23 protein-coding genes are annotated in these 21704 nt (G+C 52.4%); 17 read left to right on the plus strand and 6 right to left on the minus strand.

What is annotated here, in order from left to right:
- Positions 1-18 precede the first annotated feature (18 nt).
- The 4 genes from AC3G3F_RS08285 (at position 19) to sstT (ending at position 4375) form a co-directional block, all read left to right on the plus strand.
- The gene (locus AC3G3F_RS08285) at positions 19-510 is read left to right on the plus strand and encodes a M48 metallopeptidase family protein (protein ID WP_023246590.1); all 492 of its coding nucleotides are present in this window, start codon (positions 19-21) and stop codon (positions 508-510) included.
- Between the two features lie 131 nt (positions 511-641).
- On the plus strand, positions 642-1640 hold the full coding sequence (locus tag AC3G3F_RS08290; protein ID WP_079796086.1) for a Gfo/Idh/MocA family protein: 999 nt from the start codon (positions 642-644) through the stop codon (positions 1638-1640).
- A 268-nt stretch (positions 1641-1908) separates the two neighbouring features.
- Complete coding sequence (locus AC3G3F_RS08295) at positions 1909-2877, plus strand: TerC family protein (RefSeq protein WP_001098835.1); 969 nt, start codon at positions 1909-1911, stop codon at positions 2875-2877.
- Between the two features lie 253 nt (positions 2878-3130).
- On the plus strand, positions 3131-4375 hold the full coding sequence (gene sstT / locus AC3G3F_RS08300) for a serine/threonine transporter SstT (protein ID WP_023246592.1): 1245 nt from the start codon (positions 3131-3133) through the stop codon (positions 4373-4375).
- Positions 4376-4473: 98 nt separating this feature from the next.
- On the opposite strand, the gene AC3G3F_RS08305 is transcribed toward sstT, so the two are convergent.
- Together AC3G3F_RS08305 and uxaC are read right to left on the minus strand one after the other, a co-directional pair.
- Positions 4474-5961 carry a UxaA family hydrolase gene (locus AC3G3F_RS08305; RefSeq protein WP_023246593.1) on the minus strand — a complete coding sequence of 496 codons (1488 nt, stop codon included), beginning with the start codon at positions 5959-5961 and terminating at the stop codon, positions 4474-4476.
- Positions 5962-5975: 14 nt separating this feature from the next.
- On the minus strand, positions 5976-7388 hold the full coding sequence (gene uxaC / locus AC3G3F_RS08310; protein WP_488394786.1) for a glucuronate isomerase: 1413 nt from the start codon (positions 7386-7388) through the stop codon (positions 5976-5978).
- 474 nt (positions 7389-7862) lie between these two features.
- Between uxaC and AC3G3F_RS08315 the strand changes: the two genes are divergently transcribed.
- The 11 genes from AC3G3F_RS08315 to AC3G3F_RS08365 all read left to right on the plus strand — a co-directional run bounded on the left by AC3G3F_RS08315 (position 7863) and on the right by AC3G3F_RS08365 (position 15268).
- Positions 7863-9161, plus strand: a complete 1299-nt coding sequence (locus AC3G3F_RS08315; RefSeq protein WP_063390842.1) for an MFS transporter — start codon at positions 7863-7865, stop codon at positions 9159-9161.
- Positions 9162-9354: 193 nt separating this feature from the next.
- A complete protein-coding gene (gene exuR / locus AC3G3F_RS08320; protein WP_023246597.1) occupies positions 9355-10131 on the plus strand; it encodes a transcriptional regulator ExuR in 777 nt (258 codons plus the stop codon).
- Positions 10132-10478: 347 nt separating this feature from the next.
- The gene (gene yqjA / locus AC3G3F_RS08325) at positions 10479-11141 is read left to right on the plus strand and encodes a DedA family general envelope maintenance protein YqjA (protein WP_023246598.1); all 663 of its coding nucleotides are present in this window, start codon (positions 10479-10481) and stop codon (positions 11139-11141) included.
- A 3-nt stretch (positions 11142-11144) separates the two neighbouring features.
- Positions 11145-11528, plus strand: coding sequence for an EnvZ/OmpR regulon moderator MzrA (gene mzrA, locus AC3G3F_RS08330; protein ID WP_023246599.1), 384 nt, complete (start codon positions 11145-11147; stop codon positions 11526-11528).
- Between the two features lie 144 nt (positions 11529-11672).
- The gene (locus AC3G3F_RS08335; protein ID WP_023246600.1) at positions 11673-12041 is read left to right on the plus strand and encodes a DUF1090 domain-containing protein; all 369 of its coding nucleotides are present in this window, start codon (positions 11673-11675) and stop codon (positions 12039-12041) included.
- Positions 12042-12082: 41 nt separating this feature from the next.
- A complete protein-coding gene (locus AC3G3F_RS08340; RefSeq protein WP_000031219.1) occupies positions 12083-12388 on the plus strand; it encodes an ElaB/YgaM/YqjD family protein in 306 nt (101 codons plus the stop codon).
- Between the two features lie 2 nt (positions 12389-12390).
- Positions 12391-12789 (plus strand): phage holin family protein, encoded by a 399-nt coding sequence (locus AC3G3F_RS08345; protein ID WP_000785626.1) that lies wholly within the window; start codon positions 12391-12393, stop codon positions 12787-12789.
- Positions 12786-13085 (plus strand): YqjK-like family protein, encoded by a 300-nt coding sequence (locus AC3G3F_RS08350; RefSeq protein ID WP_000095498.1) that lies wholly within the window; start codon positions 12786-12788, stop codon positions 13083-13085. The genes AC3G3F_RS08345 and AC3G3F_RS08350 overlap by 4 nt, the downstream gene beginning before the upstream one ends.
- 247 nt (positions 13086-13332) lie before the next feature.
- Positions 13333-13725 carry a DoxX family protein gene (locus tag AC3G3F_RS08355; RefSeq protein WP_023246601.1) on the plus strand — a complete coding sequence of 131 codons (393 nt, stop codon included), beginning with the start codon at positions 13333-13335 and terminating at the stop codon, positions 13723-13725.
- Positions 13726-13792: 67 nt separating this feature from the next.
- A complete protein-coding gene (locus AC3G3F_RS08360; RefSeq protein ID WP_430717513.1) occupies positions 13793-14779 on the plus strand; it encodes a glutathione S-transferase family protein in 987 nt (328 codons plus the stop codon).
- A 123-nt stretch (positions 14780-14902) separates the two neighbouring features.
- Positions 14903-15268, plus strand: a complete 366-nt coding sequence (locus AC3G3F_RS08365) for a DUF805 domain-containing protein (RefSeq protein WP_023246603.1) — start codon at positions 14903-14905, stop codon at positions 15266-15268.
- A 38-nt stretch (positions 15269-15306) separates the two neighbouring features.
- Here AC3G3F_RS08365 and yhaJ read toward each other — a convergent pair whose 3' ends face one another.
- Complete coding sequence (gene yhaJ, locus AC3G3F_RS08370) at positions 15307-16203, minus strand: DNA-binding transcriptional regulator YhaJ (RefSeq protein WP_079813170.1); 897 nt, start codon at positions 16201-16203, stop codon at positions 15307-15309.
- 104 nt (positions 16204-16307) lie between these two features.
- Here yhaJ and AC3G3F_RS08375 point away from each other — a divergent pair, with 104 nt between their 5' ends.
- Positions 16308-17009 carry a pirin family protein gene (locus tag AC3G3F_RS08375; RefSeq protein WP_023246605.1) on the plus strand — a complete coding sequence of 234 codons (702 nt, stop codon included), beginning with the start codon at positions 16308-16310 and terminating at the stop codon, positions 17007-17009.
- 23 nt (positions 17010-17032) lie between these two features.
- Complete coding sequence (locus AC3G3F_RS08380) at positions 17033-17197, plus strand: hypothetical protein (RefSeq protein ID WP_023246606.1); 165 nt, start codon at positions 17033-17035, stop codon at positions 17195-17197.
- A 112-nt stretch (positions 17198-17309) separates the two neighbouring features.
- Here the strand turns inward: AC3G3F_RS08380 and AC3G3F_RS08385 are convergent, their stop codons facing one another.
- The 3 genes from AC3G3F_RS08385 to tdcG all read right to left on the minus strand — a co-directional run bounded on the left by AC3G3F_RS08385 (position 17310) and on the right by tdcG (position 21658).
- Entirely contained in the window at positions 17310-18620 is a 1311-nt protein-coding gene (locus AC3G3F_RS08385) for an L-cysteine desulfidase family protein (protein WP_070801686.1), read from the minus strand.
- 25 nt (positions 18621-18645) lie between these two features.
- Positions 18646-19977 (minus strand): SLC5/6 family protein, encoded by a 1332-nt coding sequence (locus AC3G3F_RS08390; protein WP_023246607.1) that lies wholly within the window; start codon positions 19975-19977, stop codon positions 18646-18648.
- Between the two features lie 316 nt (positions 19978-20293).
- Positions 20294-21658, minus strand: a complete 1365-nt coding sequence (tdcG, locus tag AC3G3F_RS08395) for an L-serine ammonia-lyase (protein ID WP_053529413.1) — start codon at positions 21656-21658, stop codon at positions 20294-20296.
- Positions 21659-21704: the final 46 nt, after the last annotated feature.

Raw genomic sequence — 21704 nt, forward strand, 5'->3', positions numbered from 1 at the left:
CAGCAACATGGAGCTTTGATGACCTCACTAACTTACCTTCAGGGGTATCCGGAACATCTCCTTGCCCAGGTGCGCACCTTAATCGCCGAGCAGCGCCTGGGAGCGGTGCTGGAAAAACGTTATCCCGGCGCACATGATTACGCCACTGACAAAGCGCTATATCACTATACTCAGGAGCTGAAAAGTCAGTTTCTGCGCAACGCGCCGCCCATCAATAAAGTGATGTATGACAGCAAGATCCATGTGCTGAAAAATGCGCTGGGGCTGCATACCGCCGTCTCGCGCGTTCAGGGCGGCAAGCTCAAGGCAAAGGCGGAGATCCGCATCGCCACCGTGTTTCGCAACGCCCCGGAGCCATTCTTACGGATGATTGTGATTCACGAACTGGCGCACCTGAAAGAGAAAGAGCATAGCAAAGCGTTTTATCAGCTCTGCTGCCATATGGAACCGCAGTACCATCAACTGGAGTTTGATACTCGCCTGTGGCTGACGCATCAGGCGCTGGCGTAACTATTGGGGCCGATAGCGCACACTGGTGCCCTTCTCGCCAGTAAAATGCCAGAGTGCGTCGCAGCGCACTGGCAAGGGCGGAAAGGCGTGCTACATTGACGAAAATCCCTTTCTGGAGTCCGCTGACGTTTATGATACGTTTCGCTGTAATTGGTACTAACTGGATCACGCGTCAGTTTGTCGACGCCGCCCATGAAACCGGCAAATTCAGGCTCGCCGCCGTTTACTCCCGTAGTCTTGAACAGGCGCAGTCTTTCGCAAATGATTATCCCGTCGAGCATCTGTTTACCTCGCTGGAAGCGATGGCGCAAAGCGACGCGATAGAGGCAGTTTATATCGCCAGCCCGAATTCCCTGCATTTCTCCCAGACGCAGCGCTTTTTGCAGCATAAAAAACATGTCATGTGCGAAAAGCCGCTGGCCTCTAACCTGGCGGAGGTTGATGCCGCTATCGCCTGCGCGCGCGATAATCAGCGGGTGCTGTTTGAAGCCTTTAAAACCGCCAGCCTGCCCAATTTCCTGCTGCTGCGAGAATCGTTGCCGAAGATCGGCAGAATGCATAAAGCATTACTGAATTACTGCCAATACTCTTCACGTTATCAGCGCTTTCTGAACGGTGAAAATCCGAATACGTTTAATCCGGCCTTCGCCAATGGTTCGATTATGGATATCGGGTATTACTGTCTGGCGTCGGCGATCGCGCTATGGGGCGAGCCGCGCAGCGTTCAGGCGTCGGCGAATTTATTGGAAAGCGGGGTAGATGCGCACGGTGTCGTGGTCATGGATTACGGCGATTTTAGCGTCACGCTACAGCATTCCAAAGTCAGCGACTCGGTACTGGCCAGTGAAATTCAGGGCGAGGCGGGATCGCTGGTGATTGAAAAGCTGTCGGAATGCCAGAAAGTGTGTTTTGCGCCGCGCGGCGCGCTGATGCAGGATCTGACCCAGCCTCAGCATATTAATACTATGCTGTATGAGGCCGAGGCGTTTGCCCATCTTATTGAGAACCACGCCGTGGAACATTCGGGGTTGTCGCTAAGTCGCGCCACGGCAAAATGGCTGACAGAAATACGCCGTCAAACCGGGGTTATCTTCCCGGCGGACGGTCTGCCCCATCCCCTTCCCGCGTAAAATTAAGTAAATCCTATGTTACAGGCCATTGACTCTACGCATGGCCTGTCATACTTTGTTACGCGCAAAGGGGAGTAACTTCATTGTCGGTCGATCGTCATTACGATGTGTGCAAAACCACATCCGGTCACCGGGCAGCCATAAAGGAATGCGTCAGCGTATTCCTTTATTGTTGTAAGTGAGACCTTGCCGAATGGCAAGGTCTATGCATAAAAGCAGCGGCTAATGCTATTCGGCGTTAGCCGTTTTTTTTGCATGGGGAGAAATAATGAATACTGTCGGTACGCCATTATTATGGGGTGGATTCGCGGTTGTTGTGGTGATAATGCTATCCATCGACCTGTTATTGCAGGGGCGCCGCGGCGCACATGCTATGTCGATGAAACAAGCGGCGGGATGGTCAATCCTGTGGGTAACGCTCTCGTTACTGTTTAACGCCGCTTTCTGGTGGTATCTGGCTGAAACGCAAGGGCGCGAAGTTGCTGACCCGCAGGCATTGGCGTTCCTTACCGGCTATCTGATTGAGAAGTCGCTGGCCGTGGATAACGTCTTTGTCTGGCTGATGCTGTTTAGCTATTTCTCCGTCCCTCCGGCCCTGCAACGCCGGGTGCTAGTGTATGGGGTTCTTGGCGCGATTGTGTTGCGTACTATCATGATTTTTGCCGGTACCTGGCTTATCACCCAGTTCGAATGGCTGCTGTATGTGTTTGGCGCCTTCCTGCTGTTTACCGGCGTAAAAATGGCGCTGGCGAAAGAAGACGAATCCGGCATTGGCGAAAAACCGATGGTGCGTTGGCTGCGTGGGCATCTGCGCATGACCGATACGATCGAGAACGAGCACTTTTTCGTACGCAAAAACGGCCTGCTGTATGCTACACCGCTGCTGCTGGTGCTGATTATGGTTGAGTTCAGCGATGTAATCTTCGCCGTTGACAGTATTCCGGCGATCTTTGCGGTCACCACCGACCCGTTCATCGTGTTGACCTCTAACCTGTTTGCTATCCTGGGCCTGCGCGCGATGTACTTCCTACTATCCGGCGTGGCGGAACGTTTCTCGATGCTGAAATATGGTCTGGCGGTCATTCTGGTATTTATCGGCATTAAGATGCTGATCGTCGACTTCTATCATATTCCTATCGCAATTTCGCTGGGCGTAGTGTTTGGCATTCTGACCGTTACGCTGGTGATTAACGCCTGGGTTAACCATCAGCGCGATAAGAAACTGCGAGCGCAATAAGCTATTATCGGGGTAACCTGCCCCATCAAAAACGCCCGGCGGCGCACACCTGCCGGGCGTTTTTGTTTAACATGTCACAATACTGTTAATATAAAGTTATAAAACATGATCACAGCAAAAAATCCAGGATATTTCGCTTCCCGAACCTTCAACTTTCCTTATACTCAACCAGGCAAACACTTTGTTACATCCTGAAAGATGCGCCGTAAGAGCGTGCAGGGGATGAACAGCAACACAATACAAGGAACATGAAATGGCTACGCAACGTGCATCAGGGCTACTACAGCGTTTAGCGCAAGGCAGTCTGGTTAAACAAATTTTAGTGGGTCTGGTACTGGGAATTTTACTGGCATGGGTTTCTAAGCCTGCGGCGGAAGCGGTTGGCTTGCTTGGCACCCTGTTCGTCGGCGCCTTAAAAGCGGTCGCCCCCATTCTGGTGCTGATGCTGGTAATGGCCTCGATCGCCAACCACCAGCACGGTCAAAAAACCAATATTCGCCCTATTCTCTTTCTTTATCTGCTAGGCACCTTTTCAGCCGCGCTGGCGGCCGTCGTGTTCAGCTTCGCCTTCCCTTCAACGCTGCATCTGTCCAGCAGCGCTCAGGATATCGTGCCGCCATCCGGCATTGTAGAAGTCCTGCGTGGCCTGCTGCTGAGTATGGTGTCGAACCCCATCGACGCGTTGCTGAACGCCAACTATATTGGGATTCTGGTGTGGGCCGTCGGTCTGGGATTTGCCCTGCGTCATGGTAATGAGACCACCAAAAACCTCGTGAACGATATGTCCAACGCCGTGACCTTTATGGTGAAACTGGTGATCCGTTTCGCGCCAGTCGGTATCTTTGGCCTGGTTTCATCAACGCTTGCAACCACCGGTTTCTCCACGCTGTGGGGCTATGCGCACCTGCTGGTCGTCTTGATTGGCTGTATGCTTCTGGTCGCGTTGGTGGTCAACCCGCTGTTAGTATTCTGGAAAATTCGTCGTAACCCTTATCCGCTGGTGTTCGCATGCCTGCGTGAAAGCGGCGTTTATGCCTTCTTTACCCGCAGCTCTGCCGCCAATATTCCGGTGAACATGGCGTTGTGCGAAAAACTGAATCTGGACAGGGATACTTACTCCGTTTCCATTCCGCTGGGCGCCACCATCAATATGGCCGGCGCGGCAATTACCATTACGGTTCTGACGTTGGCGGCAGTCCATACGTTAGGCGTACCGGTGGATCTGCCCACAGCGCTGCTGTTGAGCGTAGTGGCCTCGCTGTGTGCTTGCGGCGCCTCCGGCGTGGCAGGCGGTTCATTGTTACTGATTCCGCTGGCGTGCAACATGTTTGGTATCCCGAACGATATCGCGATGCAGGTGGTTGCGGTCGGCTTTATTATCGGCGTATTGCAGGATTCGTGTGAAACGGCGCTGAACTCGTCTACCGATGTTCTGTTCACTGCGGCAGCCTGCCAGGCAGAGGACGAACGTCTGGCGAATAACGCCTTGCGCAGCTAAGTTATTATTGATGCCGGATAGCGCGTGCTATCCGGCAGATCCGCTTGTCCGGCCTACGTTCGCAGATAAGACGCGTTAGCGTCGCCATCCGGCGCTTTTTATAAGGTGACACCACTCTTAAAGATCGCCAGCTCACGGAAGTCATTACGCTCGTTGCAGGTCTGCTTGCCGTTAGCAATCTTAACGATGGTATCGACAAACTCATTTAAGAGCTGCGGCATCGCTTTGCCCTGGATGAGTTGTCCGGCGTTAAAATCAATCCAGTGTTTTTTTCTGCTCGCCAGTTCGCTGTTGGTGGCGATTTTTACCGTGGGGACAAATCCGCCGTATGGTGTTCCTCGCCCGGTACTGAATAGCACCATATGGCATCCCGCTCCTGCCAGCGCGCTGGTTGCCACGGCGTCGTTACCCGGCGCGCTTAACAGATTCAGACCCGCTTTTTTCAGACGTTCTCCGTAACGCAGCACATCCACCACCGGGCTGGAGCCCGCTTTTTGAGTGCAGCCCAACGACTTATCTTCCAGCGTGGTAATACCGCCTGCTTTGTTGCCCGGCGACGGGTTTTCATAGATTGGTTGGTTATGGGCGATGAAGTATCGCTTAAAGTCATTCACCATCGTCACCAATTTGCTAAATGTCTCTTCATCACGGCAGTGGCTCATCAGCAACCGTTCTGCGCCGAACATCTCCGGCACTTCCGTCAGTACTGTGGTGCCGCCGTTGGCAATCACATAATCGGAAAATCGTCCCAGCATGGGGTTGGCGGTGATCCCTGACAGCCCATCCGATCCGCCACACTCGAGGCCAAATTTCAGCTCGCTCAGTTTGCCAGGTACGCGTCTATCGTGGCGCATTACGCTATAAAGCTGATGAAGATGTTCAACGCCCGCCTCGACTTCATCATCCTGATGCTGGCAAACCATAAAATGCACGCGCTCAGAGTCAAACTCGCCTAACGTGTCGCGGAACACGTCGACCTGATTATTCTCACAGCCCAGGCCAATCACTAACACCGCGCCCGCATTCGGATGGCGAACCATATTTTGCAGCATGGTGCGGGTATTAATGTGGTCATCGCCCAACTGGGAGCAGCCGTAAGTGTGGCTAAAAAGAAATACGCCGTCAGTGCCTTCTGCGTTGTCACTCTCTTGTAAAAAGCGCTTCTGGATCTGGCGCGCAATACCGTTTACGCAGCCTACGGTTGGCAAAATCCACAGCTCATTACGCACGCCAACGTCACCGCTGGCGCGACGATAGATCTGAACCTCCCGATCCGCAGGCTGTGACGGAGACGTCTGGAAATCAGGTTGATAGCGGTACGCATCCACATCGCTTAGATTGGTGCGGGTATTGTGCGCATGAATATGTTCTCCCACTGCGACATCCGCCAGCGTATGGCCGATCGGCAGACCATATTTAATGACATTTTCACCCATCGCTATGTCACGTAAAGCAAATTTATGTCCACGCGCAACATCCTGGCGTAATGTCACAGTTTGGCTATCGACGCTTACTGGCGTACCTTGCGCTAAATCGACCAGCGCTACCGCGACGTTATCCAGCGAGTGGATCCTGATGTATTGCATATCAACCCCAGACCTTAGTTCAGTTCAATGGCGAAATAATCACGCGCATTGTTAAAGCAAATATTTTTCACCATCTCACCCAGTAACTGGATATCAGCCGGCGCTTCGCCCGCGGCGACCCAGCGACCAATCATCTGGCAGAGGATGCGGCGGAAATACTCATGACGGGTGTAAGACAGGAAGCTGCGGCTATCGGTCAGCATACCGACGAAGCGGCTCAGCAAGCCCAGTTGCGCCAGTTGTGTCATCTGACGCTCCATGCCATCTTTCTGATCGTTGAACCACCAGCCGGAACCAAACTGCATTTTGCCGGGCATCCCTTCGCCCTGGAAATTGCCGATCATGGTGCCGATCACTTCGTTGTCGCGCGGGTTCAGGCAGTAGAGAATAGTTTTCGGCAGCAGATTCTGTTCGTTCTGCTTGCTGAGCAATTTAGATAACGCTTCCGCTATCGGACGGTCATTAATGGAGTCAAAGCCCACGTCCGGCCCCAGCAATGTGAACTGACGCAGGTTGTTATTACGCAGCGCGCCAATGTGGTACTGCTGAACCCAGCCGCGACGCGCATATTCAGCGCCAAGGAACACCAGCACTGCCGTTTTAAACTGCGCCACGTCGTGCTCGCTAAGGGTTTCTCCCGCCAGACGACGCGCCAGAATACCGTCCAGTTCAGCCTCGCTGGCTTCAGCGAACAGCACCACGTCCAGCGCATGATCAGAGACTTTACAGCCATGCGCAGCAAAGTAATCCAGACGTTTAGTCAGCGCGGTTTGCAGATCGCTAAAGCGACAAATGTCGGTATCCGCCGCCTCGCCCAGTTTGGTCATGTAATCACTAAAGGTTGCCAGTTCAATGTTGAACGCCTTATCCGGACGCCAGCTCGGCAACACTTTAATGTCAAAAGTGTCATCTTTCGCGATCGCGGCGTGGTGTTCCAGCGAATCGACAGGATCGTCGGTCGTACCTGCCATTTTCACATTCATCTGCCGCATGATACCGCGCGCGGAGAAAGCCTCCTGCGCCAACAGCGCGTTACACTGCTCCCAGATCTCATCCGCAGTAACCGGAGACAGCAATGTACCAGTGATGCCAAACGGACGGCGTAGCTCCAGATGCGTCCAGTGGTATAACGGGTTGCCAATGGTATGCGGAACGGTAGCGGCCCAGGCGTTGAATTTCTCACGATCGGACGCATCGCCGGTACACAACCGCTCCGGCACGCCGTTGGTACGCATTGCGCGCCATTTGTAATGATCGCCTTTCAGCCAGATGTCATACAGATTCTTAAAACGGTAATTTTCGGCAACCTGTTGCGGCGGTAAGTGGCAATGGTAGTCGAAAATCGGCTGGTCTTTCGCATAATCATGGTACAGACGGCGGGCAAACTCAGTATCCAGTAAAAAATCTTCGGTCATAAACGGCGTCATGGTCATCATCCTCATCAACAAGAGCAGCAGATTGCTTATGTCTTGATGCCGTCAAAGTTATCACACCAATTTCCATATACTGAACAACTTTTCATGAGCTAGATCAATAAACATCAACAAATAAATCCCCGTAAAAGAAATAAACTTCCCGGAAAGGCGCGCCAGAACTGGCATGGCTGAAACCAAATAATGACCACACTAAGATTCACGCATTTGTGATGTCATTCACCTTTTTAAGATGTATGACAAGTTATCTTTCTGCCGGCGCGATATATAAGCCGACGGAATGCGCAGTTATCGATGGCGTCACCATCGAATTGACCGGTACGGAAACCGAATGAACACAGTGGTTTGATGGCAGAGTCGGGGCGTACCGGATTTTTTTCCGATTCCCCTTCCTGAATGAACATCCCCCGCCGCGAGCAGGAAGATGGCCGTGTTCCTTGCGGAAATGACAAAACGATGAGGTTTTAGATGCGTAAAATTAAAGGGTTACGTTGGTATATGATAGCACTGGTGACGGTGGGTACCGTGCTGGGCTACCTGACGCGAAACACGGTGGCGGCAGCAGCGCCGACGCTGATGGAAGAGTTACACATCTCCACCCAACAGTATTCTTATATCATCGCTGCTTATTCTGCTGCCTATACCGTTATGCAGCCTGTCGCAGGCTATGTATTAGATATTCTGGGGACAAAAATCGGTTACGCTTTCTTCGCTATCGCATGGGCCGTATTCTGCGGCGCCACCGCGCTGGCGGGAAGCTGGGGTGGCCTGGCGTTGGCGCGCGGGGCGGTAGGCGCGGCGGAAGCGGCGATGATCCCTGCGGGCCTGAAAGCCAGCTCCGAGTGGTTTCCGGCGAAAGAACGTTCTATCGCCGTGGGCTATTTTAACGTCGGTTCCTCTATTGGCGCGATGATTGCGCCACCGCTGGTGGTCTGGGCAATTGTCATGCACAGTTGGCAAATGGCGTTCATTATCTCCGGCGTATTGAGTTTCATCTGGGCGATGTCATGGCTGCTCTTTTATAAGCATCCTCGCAACCAGAAAAAGCTGACCGATGAAGAGCGCGATTACATTATTACTGGTCAGGAAGCGCAACATCAGACCGACAATGCGAAAAAAATGTCTGCCTTACAAATTCTGCGTAACCGCCAGTTCTGGGGCATCGCTCTGCCGCGTTTTCTGGCTGAACCGGCATGGGGAACCTTTAACGCGTGGATTCCGTTATTCATGTTTAAAGTCTATGGCTTTAACCTGAAAGAAATTGCGATGTTCGCCTGGATGCCGATGCTGTTTGCCGATCTTGGCTGCGTTATTGGCGGTTATCTGCCGCCGTTATTCCAGCGTTGGTTCGGCGTAAACCTGATTGTTTCCCGTAAGATGGTCGTCACGCTTGGCGCTCTGCTGATGATAGGCCCAGGGATGATTGGCCTGTTCACCAGTCCGTACATTGCCATTATGTTACTGTGTATCGGCGGTTTTGCGCACCAGGCGCTCTCCGGCGCGCTGATTACGCTCTCCTCTGACGTTTTCGGGCGTAATGAAGTCGCGACAGCGAACGGCCTGACCGGGATGTCCGCCTGGCTGGCAAGTACCCTGTTCGCCCTGGTCGTCGGCGCTCTGGCGGATACTATCGGCTTTAGCCCGCTGTTTGCTGTACTGGCGGTGTTCGATCTGCTCGGCGCGTTAGTTATCTGGACGGTTTTGCAAAATAAACCCGCCAGTGAAACTACCGCCAGTCAGATACATGTTCCTGCAACACAAAGCTGATTCCCGACAGCGTGATAACCTGTTGATATAGCAAGTCGGTGGGAATTATCCCACCCGGCAAAAAAGTGGCAAAGGATTCAAACAGGCATCCGATTCACCAGGTCCGATGGCTTTTTCGTATGGTTGCGAGTGGTGGCGCCTTTACGAAAGTGGTATAACAAATGGAATCTGCCGTATCATGCCTGGAGCGCATATGGAAATCACCGAACCACGACGTTTATATCAACAGCTTGCCGCCGATCTGAAGGCGCGTATTGAACAGGGTCTTTACCACCCTGGCGATAAACTGCCCGCAGAACGATTTATTGCCGAGGAAAAAAACGTCAGCCGTACCGTGGTTCGTGAAGCGATCATCATGCTGGAGGTGGAAGGATATGTCGAAGTCCGTAAAGGTTCCGGCATTCATGTTATTTCCAACCAGCCCAGACACTATATCGTTCCGGATGAAAAGCTGGAATTCGCCAATTATGGCCCTTTCGAACTGCTTCAGGCACGACAATTGATAGAGAGCAATATCGCCGAGTTCGCCGCGACGCAAGTCACGAAGCAAGACATCATGAAGCTGATGGAAATCCAGGAAAAAGCGCGTAATGAAAAATGTTTTCGCGACTCCGAATGGGATTTGCAATTCCATGTTCAGGTAGCGTTAGCCACGCAAAACTCCGCGTTGGCTGCCATTGTCGATAAGATGTGGACACAACGCGTACACAACCCTTACTGGAAAAAATTGCATGATCACATTGACTTGCGCACGGTTGACAACTGGTGCGACGATCACGACCAGATCCTGCGCGCGCTGATTCGTAAAGATCCTCACGCCGCCAAAGTGGCGATGTGGCAGCATCTGGAGAACACGAAACAGATGTTATTTAATGAAACCAGCGATGATTTCGAATTTAATGCCGATCGCTATCTGTTTGCCGAAAATCCGGTTGTACACCTTGATACCGTCTCTGGCGGCGCAAAATAACCGTTTTTACCGCAGCAGGCGTGTAGATGGCGTCTGCCGCGGCGCTTGGTCAGCGTAAAGTATAAAGTGTCAGCCTGTGTAAATCCTCTCGCCACCCTCCTTTGCGATAAGCAAAATCAAAGCTCAACGACGCGTAATTTCTTTAACGGACTTCGTTGACCTTTGTTACAATTAGATGCATTTTGAATTTTTGTGTGTTAGTGCTTGCTTACTTCACAACTTAACAAGGAATAGTTCAGGCCGCGAATTTGCCGTTTCCGCAACGCTGATAAAAACTCCAACTCTGTTGCGGTAGTGCAAAGCTTAGATCACCGGCGTGACGTTAACCGATTCTCCAGGAATACTGAATGGAACTACTGACTCAATTGCTGAATGCCCTGTGGGCTCAGGACTTTGAAACTCTGGCCAATCCTTCCATGATTGGCATGTTGTATTTTGTGTTATTTATGATTTTGTTCCTGGAAAATGGGCTGCTCCCTGCCGCCTTTTTACCTGGCGACAGCCTGTTAATCCTGGTCGGCGTGCTGATCGCCAAAGGCGCAATGGGTTTTCCACAAACCATTTTGCTGCTTACCGTCGCGGCCAGCCTGGGCTGCTGGGTCAGCTATATTCAGGGCCGCTGGCTGGGGAATACCCGCACCGTGCAAAACTGGCTCTCTCATCTCCCCGCACATTATCATCAACGTGCCCACCACCTTTTCCATAAACACGGTCTGTCGGCATTATTGATAGGCCGTTTTATCGCGTTTGTCAGAACACTGCTGCCCACTATTGCCGGCATATCCGGCCTGAATAACGCGCGCTTTCAGTTCTTCAACTGGATAAGCGGCTTGTTGTGGGTGCTTATCCTGACGTCGCTGGGCTATCTGCTGGGCAAAACGCCCGTCTTTATGAAATATGAAGATCAGTTAATGTCATGCCTGATGCTGTTGCCCGTGGTGCTGCTCTTTTTTGGCCTGGCGGGTTCGCTGGTCATGCTGTGGAAAAAGAAGTATGGGAGCCGGGGATAACTTATGCTTAAACCACGCATAACTGCCCGACAACTCATTTGGATCAGCGCTTTTCTACTGATGCTGACCGTACTCATGGTGGCGTGGTCAACGCTGCGTCAGCAAGAGTCGACGCTAGCCATTCGCGCGGTTAACCACGGCGCCAGTATGCCTGACGGCTTTTCAGTTCTGCATCATCTGGATGCGAACGGCATTCATTTTAAAAGCATTACGCCTAAAAATGACATGCTGCTCATTACCTTCGATTCCCCTGCGCAAAGCGCCGCAGCAAAAGCGGTGCTTGATCAAACGCTTCCACACGGTTATGTCGTCGCTCAGCAGGACGATGACAACGAAACGGTACAGTGGCTGTCCCGCTTACGGGAAAGCTCACACCGCTTTGGCTAATCTCCAGGAATCCGAATCATATCACTCACTTTGGTGATTTCATTGTTTAATGACTATGATTAATAAAGCGGTGTTTAACCCACTGCGTTATTATCGGGATTACCACCCCGGACAACGGGTTCGAACATAAGGGAAAGTTCAGGAATGAAATACCACATCGCTTTGGCTATCACGCTTTTTACGCTTAGCGCCGGCAGCTACGCTAATACGCTTTGTCAGGAAAAAGAGCAGGATATACAAAAGGAAATTAGCTACGCTGAAAAGCACAACAATCAGCGCCGTATTGAGGGTCTGAACAAGGCGCTCAGCGAAGTACGCGCCAATTGTACTGACAGCAAGCTACGCGCCGAGCATCAGAAAAAGATCGCTGAGCAAAAAGAGGAGATAGCCGAACGCCAACGTGATTTAGCCGAGGCAAAAGCAAAAGGCGATGTGGATAAAATAGACAAACGTGAACGTAAGCTGGCCGAGGCTCAGGATGAGCTAAAAAAACTTGAGGCCAGAGACTACTAAATTAACGCCAAATGTAAATACTCACTCACCTGGAGAAAACTATGTCGAAAGATAACACTACGGAACATCTGCGCGCTGAGTTGAAATCCCTGACTGATACGCTTGAAGAAGTGCTGAGCTCTTCGGGCGAAAAGTCGAAAGAAGAGTTGAGTAAGATTCGTAGCAAAGCCGAGCGCGCGCTGAAAGAGAGCCGTTACCGCCTGGGCGAAACGGGTGATGTGATTGCCAAACAGACTCGCGTCGCCGCCGCCCGCGCCGATGATTATGTGCGCGAAAATCCCTGGACAGGCGTAGGCATTGGCGCCGCTGTCGGTCTGGTGTTGGGCGTACTGCTGACGCGTCGTTAATTATGGCGGACTCTCGACAGGCACAAGGACCAGGCAAAAGCGTACTGGGTATCGGGCAGCGGATTGTCACCATTATCGTTGAGATGGTGGAAACCCGGCTGAGACTGGCGGTAGTAGAACTGGAAGAAGAGAAAGCGAACCTCTTTCAGCTTTTGCTGATGGTAGGTCTTACCATGCTCTTCGCTGCGTTTGGCTTAATGAGCCTGATGGTCTTGGTCATCTGGGCTATCGATCCTCAGTACCGTTTGAACGCGATGATCGCGACCACCGTTGTGCTGTTAGTGCTTGCGCTAATCGGCGGCATCTGGACGTTACGCAAAGCGCGTCAGTCCACGCTATTGCGCCATACACGGCACGAACTGGCTAACGATCGGCAAATTCTGGAGGACGATCAGTCGTGAGCAGCAAAGGCGAACGCGAAAAACGTAAAGCGCTGCTTCTCAGTCAGATCCAGCAGCAACGGTTGGATCTATCGGCCAGCCGTCGCGACTGGCTGGAGACCACCGGCGCTTACGATCGCGGCTGGAATACCGTGTTAAGCCTGCGCTCCTGGGCGCTGGTCGGTAGCAGCGTAATGGCCATCTGGACCATCCGTCATCCTAATATGTTGGTACGCTGGGCGAAACGCGGCCTGGGGATCTGGAGCGCATGGCGCCTGGTAAAAACTACCCTCCGTCAACAACAGCTCCGCAGTTAATGTCTTTTCTTTTATAGCATCGCGCCATCAGGTTATCACCCGCTTACTCCTGATGGCGCGATACTTTCAGACACCTCGTCTCTTCAGTAATCACTCAAATTTTTTGAAAAAATTTGGCAATTTTCCTTGCTAACAATTCCTGTACGCCACGTTTATGATTCTCTCCAGCGATAACAATGACGCTCTACACCGCGCCATTGCTCATGAAAATAGCAGCAGCAGCCGAATCGGCCTCCTGGAGAATAAAATGAAAAAATTAGAAGATGTTGGTGTACTGATAGCGCGTATTTTAATGCCAGTTCTGTTTATTACCGCAGGATGGGGAAAAATTAATGGCTATGCGGGCACACAACAGTATATGGAAGCGATGGGCGTACCGGGATTCCTGCTGCCGCTCACCATACTGCTTGAGTTCGGCGGTGGTCTGGCGATTCTGCTGGGGTTCCTCACCCGAACCACTGCGCTTTTTACCGCTGGTTTTACGTTGCTGACGGCATTGATCTTCCATAGCAATTTTGCAGAAGGCGTAAACTCGCTGATGTTTATGAAAAACCTGACCATTGCCGGCGGATTCTTATTACTGGCGTTAACCGGGCCTGGCACGTTCAGCCTTGACCGTCTGCTGAATAAAAAGTGGTAAGCAATCTATACTCAATTAAAAAAGCGAGGGAATAGCGCCTCGCTTTTGTCATCTGAAGGAGAGAGACATGGGACAACTGATCGATGGCGTCTGGCACGACACCTGGTATGACACCAAATCTTTCGGGGGGAAATTTCAGCGTTCAGCGTCGGCTTTCCGCAACTGGCTTACCGCTGACGGCGCGCCCGGACCTTCCGGCGAAGGCGGATTCGCCGCAGAAAAAGATCGTTACCATCTGTACGTTTCCCTTGCCTGTCCCTGGGCGCACCGCACGCTCATTTTCCGTAAACTGAAAGGCCTGGAGCCGTTTATTCCGGTTTCCGTCGTGAATCCATTGATGCTGGAAAACGGCTGGACGTTTGATGATGATTTTCCGGCGGCCACCGGCGATACACTCTATCAGCATGAATTTCTCTACCAGTTGTATCTGCACGCCGATCCGCACTACAGCGGCCGCGTCACCGTGCCGGTCTTATGGGATAAAAAGAATCATACTATCGTCAGCAACGAGTCCGCCGAAATCATTCGTATGTTTAACTCCGCCTTCGATGGGCTGGGCGCTAAAGCCGGAGATTACTATCCACCCGCGCTACAAAGCAAAATTGACGAGTTAAACGCCTGGATTTATGACAACGTTAATAACGGCGTTTATAAAGCAGGCTTCGCCACCAGCCAGCAAGCGTATGATGAAGCGGTAGAAAAGGTGTTTACTGCGCTGGCGCGCCTGGAGCAGATTCTCGGACAGCATCGCTATCTGACGGGCAACCAGTTGACCGAGGCGGATATCCGCTTATGGACGACATTGGTACGCTTTGATCCGGTTTACGTGACTCATTTCAAATGCGACAAATACCGAATCAGCGACTACCTGAATCTGTATGGTTTCCTACGCGATATCTATCAAATACCGGACATTGCTGAGACCGTTAATTTTGACCATATTCGTCACCACTATTTCCGTAGCCATAAAACGATTAACCCCACAGGTATCATTTCTATCGGACCGTGGCAGGATCTGCTCGAACCTCACGGGCGCGACGTGCGCTTTGGCTAATTTCAGGCGTCCTCCGGGACGCCTTATTAATTAATATCACAAATATTTACCAGCATTTCATTCGCGGCTATTCTTAGTTTGATTACTTTAAAAACAAGTGATTGAACGATTATTGAGGCGAAAATGGATTGGTATTTAAACGTTTTAAAAAATTATCTGGGATTTGGTGGCCGCGCGCGACGCAAAGAGTACTGGATGTTTATTCTGGTCAATATCATCTTTACCTTTGTGTTGGGCCTGTTGGACGCCATGCTCGGCTGGCAACGCGCCGGGGGTGAAGGCATTCTGACCACCATTTACGGCGTTCTGATCTTTTTACCGTGGTGGGCCGTGCAGTTCCGTCGTCTGCATGACACTGACCGCTCCGCATGGTGGCTACTGTTGCTACTTATCCCCATTATCGGCTGGCTTATCATCATCGCGTTCAACTGCCAGAATGGTACGCCGGGCGACAACCGCTTCGGCCCCGATCCGAAACGTTTTTCCTGATGGCGGCGCGGCGCCGCTTTTAAAGCGCCGCGCGCTATTTATTTTCCGGCGAATAGCTTAGGTATTTCCCGCAGACACCAGGCTTTTGCCTCGCCCATACTGTCGCGCCGCCAGGCCATAATAATATCGATTTCGCTGGTCGATTCCGGGCTGACCACGCGTAGCCGCCCTTCAGCAATATCCTGTTCCACCATCGAATACGGCATGGTCGCGACGCCAAGCCCGGCCAGCAGCGCCTGACGTTTATCTTCAATCGTGCTTACCGTCAGACGTGGCTGCTTATCCAGCAGTTGCACCGTTAATACCGGCCGCTCGCGCGCGGTATCCGCTACCGCTACGCCGCGGTATTTAACCCGCGTCACTTCCGAAAGCGGCTCCGGCTCCTGATGAATGGGGTGGTCAGGCGCGGCGACATACACATTCATTAACGTATACAACTTACGGGAGTTAATTTCCGACGACGATCGAAAATGCATATCCGGGGCAATGACGATATCCGCCCGTCCCTGCTCAAGCCGCTCCCATGCGCCAGCCAGTACTTCGGTAATCAAGGAAAGCTGCGTATTGGCTTTGGCGGCCAGCCGGTCGATCAGCGGAAAAAAAGCAGACGTCGGTACCAGAGCTTCAGTGACCAGCGTCAGATGCGTTTCCCAACCACGGGCCAACGCTTCGGCATCCGTCGTTAACTTGTCTGCCGCTTCCAGCAATACCCGCCCGCGTTCCAGCAGCATACGACCGACGTTGGTGAATTTTGTACGATGGCCGGAGCGATCAAACAGTACAACGTCCAACTCTTCTTCCAGCTTCTGCATGGTGTAACTCAGCGCGGAGGGTACCCGTCCCAGCTCATCTGCTGCTGCGGCAAAACTGCCCCGGCGGTCAATGGCGTCCATCACACGCAATGCTTCAAGCGTCAGCGCTCTCTCTTTAGCCATAGCGTTCTCATTCAGGAAATTTGAACATACCGGGCAGAATATCTGGCTAACAATACAGCGTCCAGCCCCTTAACATAAAAGGGAGTAAAGAGAGGTTAATAACGATGATTACGACCCGAACCGCCAAACAATGTGGACAGGCAGACTATGGATGGTTGCAGGCCCGCTACACCTTCTCCTTTGGACACTATTTCGACCCTACACTGCTGGGCTACGCTTCGCTGCGCGTGCTGAACCAGGAAGTACTGGCGCCGGGCGCCTCTTTTCAGCCTCGAACTTATCCAAAGGTGGATATTTTAAACCTGGTTCTGGACGGCGAAGCAGAATATCGCGACAGCGACGGCAACCATGTACAGGCTAAAGCGGGCGAAGCGTTACTGCTCGCCGCGCAGCCGGACATTAGCTACAGCGAACATAATCTCAGCAAAGTTAAGCCGTTAACCCGAATGCAACTGTGGCTTGACGCCTGTCCTGAACGGGAAAACGCGCTGGTACAAAAAATCCCACTCTCGGCGGCGCAACAACAGCTTCTTGCGTCGCCCGACGGTGAGCAAAACAGCTTACAACTGCGCCAACAGGTCTGGGTACATCATATTACGCTGGAGAAAGGCGAATCGCTTAATTTCCAGCTTCACGGGCCGCGCGCCTATTTGCAGTCGATTCACGGTACGTTCCACGCGGTGACGCCCAATGAAGAACGCGAGGCGTTAACCTGCGGAGATGGCGCATTTATTCGTGATGAACCTAACATTACGCTGGTTGCCGATACGCCGCTGCGCGCATTACTGGTAGATTTACCGGTGTAGCCAGCCAGAAAAGGAGTCGTAAGATGAGCAAAAAATCGGCGAAGAAACGTCAGCCCGTGGTAAAACCTGCCGTACAGGAGGCGATGAGCGCCACTGTGCCGCTGGGCTATGAAGAGATGCTAACCGAACTGGAAGCAATCGTGGCGGACGCCGAAGTCCGGCTGGCAGAAGAAGAGGCCGCAGCCTGAAATCATGCCGGATGGCAGCGCAAGCGCCTGATCCGGCCTACAGCGGGTAGGCCCGATAAGCGCAGCATCATCGGGCAACATAACGCCCCGACGTCATGCCGGGGCGTTATTATTAATGCGCTTTACTGGCCATAATCTCGATGATCTGCTTGTCTGTCTGCTGCATTGAGCGACACGCCAGCGAACATAAATTCGAAATAGATTGTTCGACATTGTGTGCCACAATCCCTTCGTTTCCGGTCACCGCCGTATCGTCCAATGCCATCAGCACGGCTTTCCATGCCGCCGACGCGCTGGTGGAGACTTTCATCGCGCAGCTATTCGACGCGCCATCGCAAATCATCCCGCTGACATCGCCAATCATACTGCTGATAGCCATTGCGATAGTGTCATAATGACCATCTATCAGCCACGCCATACCCGCCGCCGCGCCCATCGCCGCCGTAGTTGCCGCGCACAGCGCCGACAAACGCGGAAGCTGATGGTGAATATAGATAGCGCTCAAATGCGATAACATTAGCGCGCGCGCCAGACGCTCGTCATCGGCGCCGACATGTTCAGCAACCACCATGACCGGCACCGTGGCGGTAATCCCCTGGTTGCCGGAACCGGAGTTGCTCATCGCGGGCAACGTTGCGCCGCCCATTCTGGCGTCTGACGCCGCGCTGGTACGGATCAAAATCGCCGTGGAGAGATCTTTCGCCAGCAGACCGCGATCGCACTGTTTGGCCAGCGTCGAACCGATATGCAGCCCCCAGGAACCACGCAGTCCCTCCTGCGACAACGCGCCGTTTAGCCTGGCCGCATCCAGAATAAAGCGGATAGCGTCAAAGGGCACCGCATTCACAAACGCCAGAATCTCTTCCAGCGAAGTATGAGACAGCACTTCCAGTGGCGAGGTTTTTTCTTCTCCCTGTGCATTATCGGCCTGGGTAAACACTACACCCTTGTCGGTTTCTATCCGCACGATGTTTGTATGATCGCCAACGATCGTGACACATGCCCAGCTATCGCCGCTATAAACTTTCGCCCGTGAAAACAGGATATCATTACATGGCTCCTGCAACATCACCGCGACATGTCCGGCGGCCAGCATCGCTTTTGCATCGGCAACCGCTTTAGCGGAAGCGTCTTTTAACACCTCCAACCCGGCTTTTGCATCACCGCCCAACGCGCCAAGCGCCGCGGCGATCGGTAGCCCTACCATTCCCGTTCCTGGAACAGTAACGCCCATACCATTTTTCATCAGATTGGGCGAAACCCACGCGTCAATGCGTTCAACTGTGCCGTCAAGTTCAGCCGCCGCTGCCGCTGCCGCCAGCGCCAGTGAAATTGGCTCAGTACACCCCAGCGCCGGTTTTACTTCTTCCTGTACGGCCAGGATAAAACTTTGCCACAATGGATTTATTTTAGATTCAAACATAACAACAACCTTAATCTCAGGTATATCAAGAGAATGCCAGGAACGGAGAAACGCATAACAGCAGACCGGTAATAATAATCAGGTACAACGAGGCGCCTTTATATTTGTGCAATGCGGGAACCTTGTAGACCAACCATGCCGGAATTAAACAGCCCACCATACCGAAGATAGGGCTACAAATAGAGGTGAAGCTCAGTACCGGCGCGTTGAGCACAATGGCACTCCAGGCCAGCAAAATAGCGAAAAGCATAATGCCGCGCTGTACCAGATTTTCATTGATCTTCTCTGCGGGTATTTTGCGGCGCAGGATATTCATCACAATGCCTTGCGTCGCTTCGCGGAATCCTAAGTAAACGCCAAAGAAGGCGGTCATTACGGCAAAGATGTTCAGAATCACGCTGACCACTTTGACCCAGCCAGCACCATCGCCGCTAATAAATTGCGCGGCGATCGCCAGGGCGGAAATATTCTGCTCATAGGCTTTCACCGCTTCGTCATGCCCCATCGCCAGGGTGAAGGAAACCGCATAGAAAAAGACGGTAACGAACAGGACGCCAAACGCGATATTCATGGCGCGCAACGCTTTATGACGTGCGACCTCAATAGATTTTTCGCGTGAACGGTAAGAGATCACCATTGGGCTTAACGTCTGGATAAACAAAATCGAGGTCAGCGTAAACGGCAGGGTAATAATGGCGTTTTTAATCAGCAGGGCCATCGGCGGCAGCGCGCCAATGTTATACAGGTGCCACATACCAACCATGGATACGCCCAGCGCCGCAACAACCAGTAGTTTGGTCAGTACCATACCCGTGGAAATTTTGAACAGTAATTTTTCACCGCGTGAGGAAATCGCCACCAGGATGCAAATCAGCACCAGACCATAAAACGGGCTATCGGAAAGTAAGCCTTCCGTTACGCCGAAAGTATGCAGATAAGAGGCGCTGTCGTTAGTAATCGCCGTAGAATAGACGAACATCCAGATAACCAGCATGACGAAGTACAGCGCGCCTAATAAAATACCCCAGTTTTTGCCCAGATAGCCGCTGATCACGCTGGGGTAGTCTTTACATTCCGGGGATTCCGCCAGCGTATTAATAAACAACCGCTGGAACAAGTACATGGCCGGATAACCAATAATAGAAGAGAGTAAAAAGACCCAAAGTCCCATCAGGCCGACCTGGACAGGAAGGAAAACGATCCCTGCGCCGATCGCCATCCCGATACTCATAATGACCCAACCAGTGTCGGTACTATCAAATTTGATGGCCTCACGCCATTCGCTTTCTGTCATCCCTGCCCGACGCGCCGGGGCTGATGCGTCGAGGATTACGCTGGTATTACTTGCCGATTCCATAGAATTCTCGCTCAATGTGTAGGTAGAGGTTTTTTTATTTTTCGTGCCGCAGCAAGGCGATGTGCAGAACGTGAGGTGCAGGTACTTTCTTGTAATAAGAAAATCATACGCGCACGATAAGAGAAAAACTTACCAATCAAACACCTATATTTCTTGTGGGTTAAGAATTATTTTCTATTTACTATTCGTTTAATATTGTTATTTTCTCTATTTGAAGCGGATCACAACAAAAAAGGACGCACTAAAGTGCGCCCTTTTTTTCATGCTTCTGTCTTCTGCGTTATCCCATAGCCTGATAACTCTGCGCCTATCGGGCCTATCTACAAACGACTTTAATCGCCAGGCCACCGCGCGACGTCTCGCGATATTTGTCGTTCATGTCTTTACCGGTTTCGTACATGGTTTCGATCACTTTATCGAGCGAAACCCGCGGTTCGGAGGTACGGCGTAGCGCCATTCGCGCCGCATTTACCGCTTTAACGGCGTTAATCGCATTACGTTCAATACAAGGGATTTGCACCTGACCCGCCACCGGGTCACAGGTGAGGCCAAGGTTATGCTCCATCGCGATTTCCGCCGCAATGCAGACCTGCGCCGGGCTGCCGCCCAGTAGTTCTGTCAGCCCCGCCGCCGCCATCGAACACGCTACGCCAACCTCGCCCTGACACCCCACTTCCGCGCCGGATATCGAGGCGTTCATCTTGTACAGCGCACCAATCGCCCCCGCCGCCAGCAAATAACGGGCGATAGAGTTGGCATTTACCGGACGACGGAATTTGTCGTAATAGGCCAGCACCGCGGGAATAATCCCGCACGCGCCGTTGGTCGGCGCGGTGACAACCCGCCCCCCCACCGCGTTCTCTTCGCTCACGGCCAGGGCGAACATGTTAATCCAGTCGATGACGTTCATCGGATCGCGGGAGAGATTATCGCTGGAGACCAACAGACGCCGTAACGCTACCGCGCGGCGTGGAACGTTCAGCGGCCCCGGCAGCACGCCCTCAGTATTCATACCACGCTCAATCCCGGCCGCCATTACCTGCCAGATGCGGGCAAAGCCAGCGTCAATCTGCTCTTTGCTACGCAACGCCAGTTCATCTTGCATCATCAGGCCGGAAACCGAGAGACCCTGTCTTTCACACAGCGTCAACAGTTCGCTGGCGGAATGAAAATCATACGGCACCGATTTTTCTACGTCGTGCGACTGACCAAAGCGTTCCTCTTCGACAATAAAGCCGCCGCCGATAGAGTAATACGTTTTACGTAAAAGCAGCTTTTGTCCGTTCCAGGCGGTAATACGCATACCGTTTTCATGGCGTGCCAGGGTTTCAGCGTGAAAGAGAATACTGTCGGCAACGGGAAAATCCACCACATGCGCGCCCCCCGCAACCGATAAACGGCTGCTGCGGGCAACCTCCTGGATAAATGCCGGAATGCTATCAATATTGACATCCTGCGGCGTATTGCCCGCCAGGCCCATAATGATGGCGGTATCGGTCGCATGGCCTTTGCCAGTCAGCGACAGCGATCCGTAAAGATCAACCGTGATGCGCGTTGTTCGCGGCAGGTCGCCGCTGTCGGTCAGCCGATCGATAAAACATTTTCCTGCATTCATTGGCCCTACGGTATGGGAGCTTGAAGGTCCAATGCCGATCTTAAAAATATCAAATGCGCTAATCATATCTCCCCCTAAGATTACCGTTCAGTGAAGATCCGTCGCGGGGCGA

It is taken from the genome of Salmonella sp. FC25216 (assembly GCF_057751355.1).

Bases quoted from the DNA above. Each gene is read 5' to 3' on its own strand.
- AC3G3F_RS08315 (WP_063390842.1), top strand. From the start codon at position 7,863: ATGCGTAAAATTAAAGGGTTACGTTGGTATATGATAGCACTGGTGACG.
- AC3G3F_RS08345 (WP_000785626.1), top strand. From the start codon at position 12,391: ATGGCGGACTCTCGACAGGCACAAGGACCAGGCAAAAGCGTACTGGGT.
- AC3G3F_RS08285 (WP_023246590.1), top strand. From the start codon at position 19: ATGACCTCACTAACTTACCTTCAGGGGTATCCGGAACATCTCCTTGCC.
- AC3G3F_RS08295 (WP_001098835.1), top strand. From the start codon at position 1,909: ATGAATACTGTCGGTACGCCATTATTATGGGGTGGATTCGCGGTTGTT.
- yhaJ (WP_079813170.1), bottom strand. From the start codon at position 16,203: ATGGCTAAAGAGAGAGCGCTGACGCTTGAAGCATTGCGTGTGATGGAC.
- AC3G3F_RS08365 (WP_023246603.1), top strand. From the start codon at position 14,903: ATGGATTGGTATTTAAACGTTTTAAAAAATTATCTGGGATTTGGTGGC.
- AC3G3F_RS08385 (WP_070801686.1), bottom strand. From the start codon at position 18,620: ATGTTTGAATCTAAAATAAATCCATTGTGGCAAAGTTTTATCCTGGCC.
- uxaC (WP_488394786.1), bottom strand. From the start codon at position 7,388: ATGACGCCGTTTATGACCGAAGATTTTTTACTGGATACTGAGTTTGCC.
- AC3G3F_RS08305 (WP_023246593.1), bottom strand. From the start codon at position 5,961: ATGCAATACATCAGGATCCACTCGCTGGATAACGTCGCGGTAGCGCTG.
- AC3G3F_RS08290 (WP_079796086.1), top strand. From the start codon at position 642: ATGATACGTTTCGCTGTAATTGGTACTAACTGGATCACGCGTCAGTTT.
- AC3G3F_RS08355 (WP_023246601.1), top strand. From the start codon at position 13,333: ATGAAAAAATTAGAAGATGTTGGTGTACTGATAGCGCGTATTTTAATG.
- sstT (WP_023246592.1), top strand. From the start codon at position 3,131: ATGGCTACGCAACGTGCATCAGGGCTACTACAGCGTTTAGCGCAAGGC.
- AC3G3F_RS08360 (WP_430717513.1), top strand. From the start codon at position 13,793: ATGGGACAACTGATCGATGGCGTCTGGCACGACACCTGGTATGACACC.
- mzrA (WP_023246599.1), top strand. From the start codon at position 11,145: ATGCTTAAACCACGCATAACTGCCCGACAACTCATTTGGATCAGCGCT.
- AC3G3F_RS08335 (WP_023246600.1), top strand. From the start codon at position 11,673: ATGAAATACCACATCGCTTTGGCTATCACGCTTTTTACGCTTAGCGCC.
- yqjA (WP_023246598.1), top strand. From the start codon at position 10,479: ATGGAACTACTGACTCAATTGCTGAATGCCCTGTGGGCTCAGGACTTT.
- AC3G3F_RS08375 (WP_023246605.1), top strand. From the start codon at position 16,308: ATGATTACGACCCGAACCGCCAAACAATGTGGACAGGCAGACTATGGA.
- exuR (WP_023246597.1), top strand. From the start codon at position 9,355: ATGGAAATCACCGAACCACGACGTTTATATCAACAGCTTGCCGCCGAT.
- AC3G3F_RS08340 (WP_000031219.1), top strand. From the start codon at position 12,083: ATGTCGAAAGATAACACTACGGAACATCTGCGCGCTGAGTTGAAATCC.
- AC3G3F_RS08390 (WP_023246607.1), bottom strand. From the start codon at position 19,977: ATGGAATCGGCAAGTAATACCAGCGTAATCCTCGACGCATCAGCCCCG.
- tdcG (WP_053529413.1), bottom strand. From the start codon at position 21,658: ATGATTAGCGCATTTGATATTTTTAAGATCGGCATTGGACCTTCAAGC.
- AC3G3F_RS08380 (WP_023246606.1), top strand. From the start codon at position 17,033: ATGAGCAAAAAATCGGCGAAGAAACGTCAGCCCGTGGTAAAACCTGCC.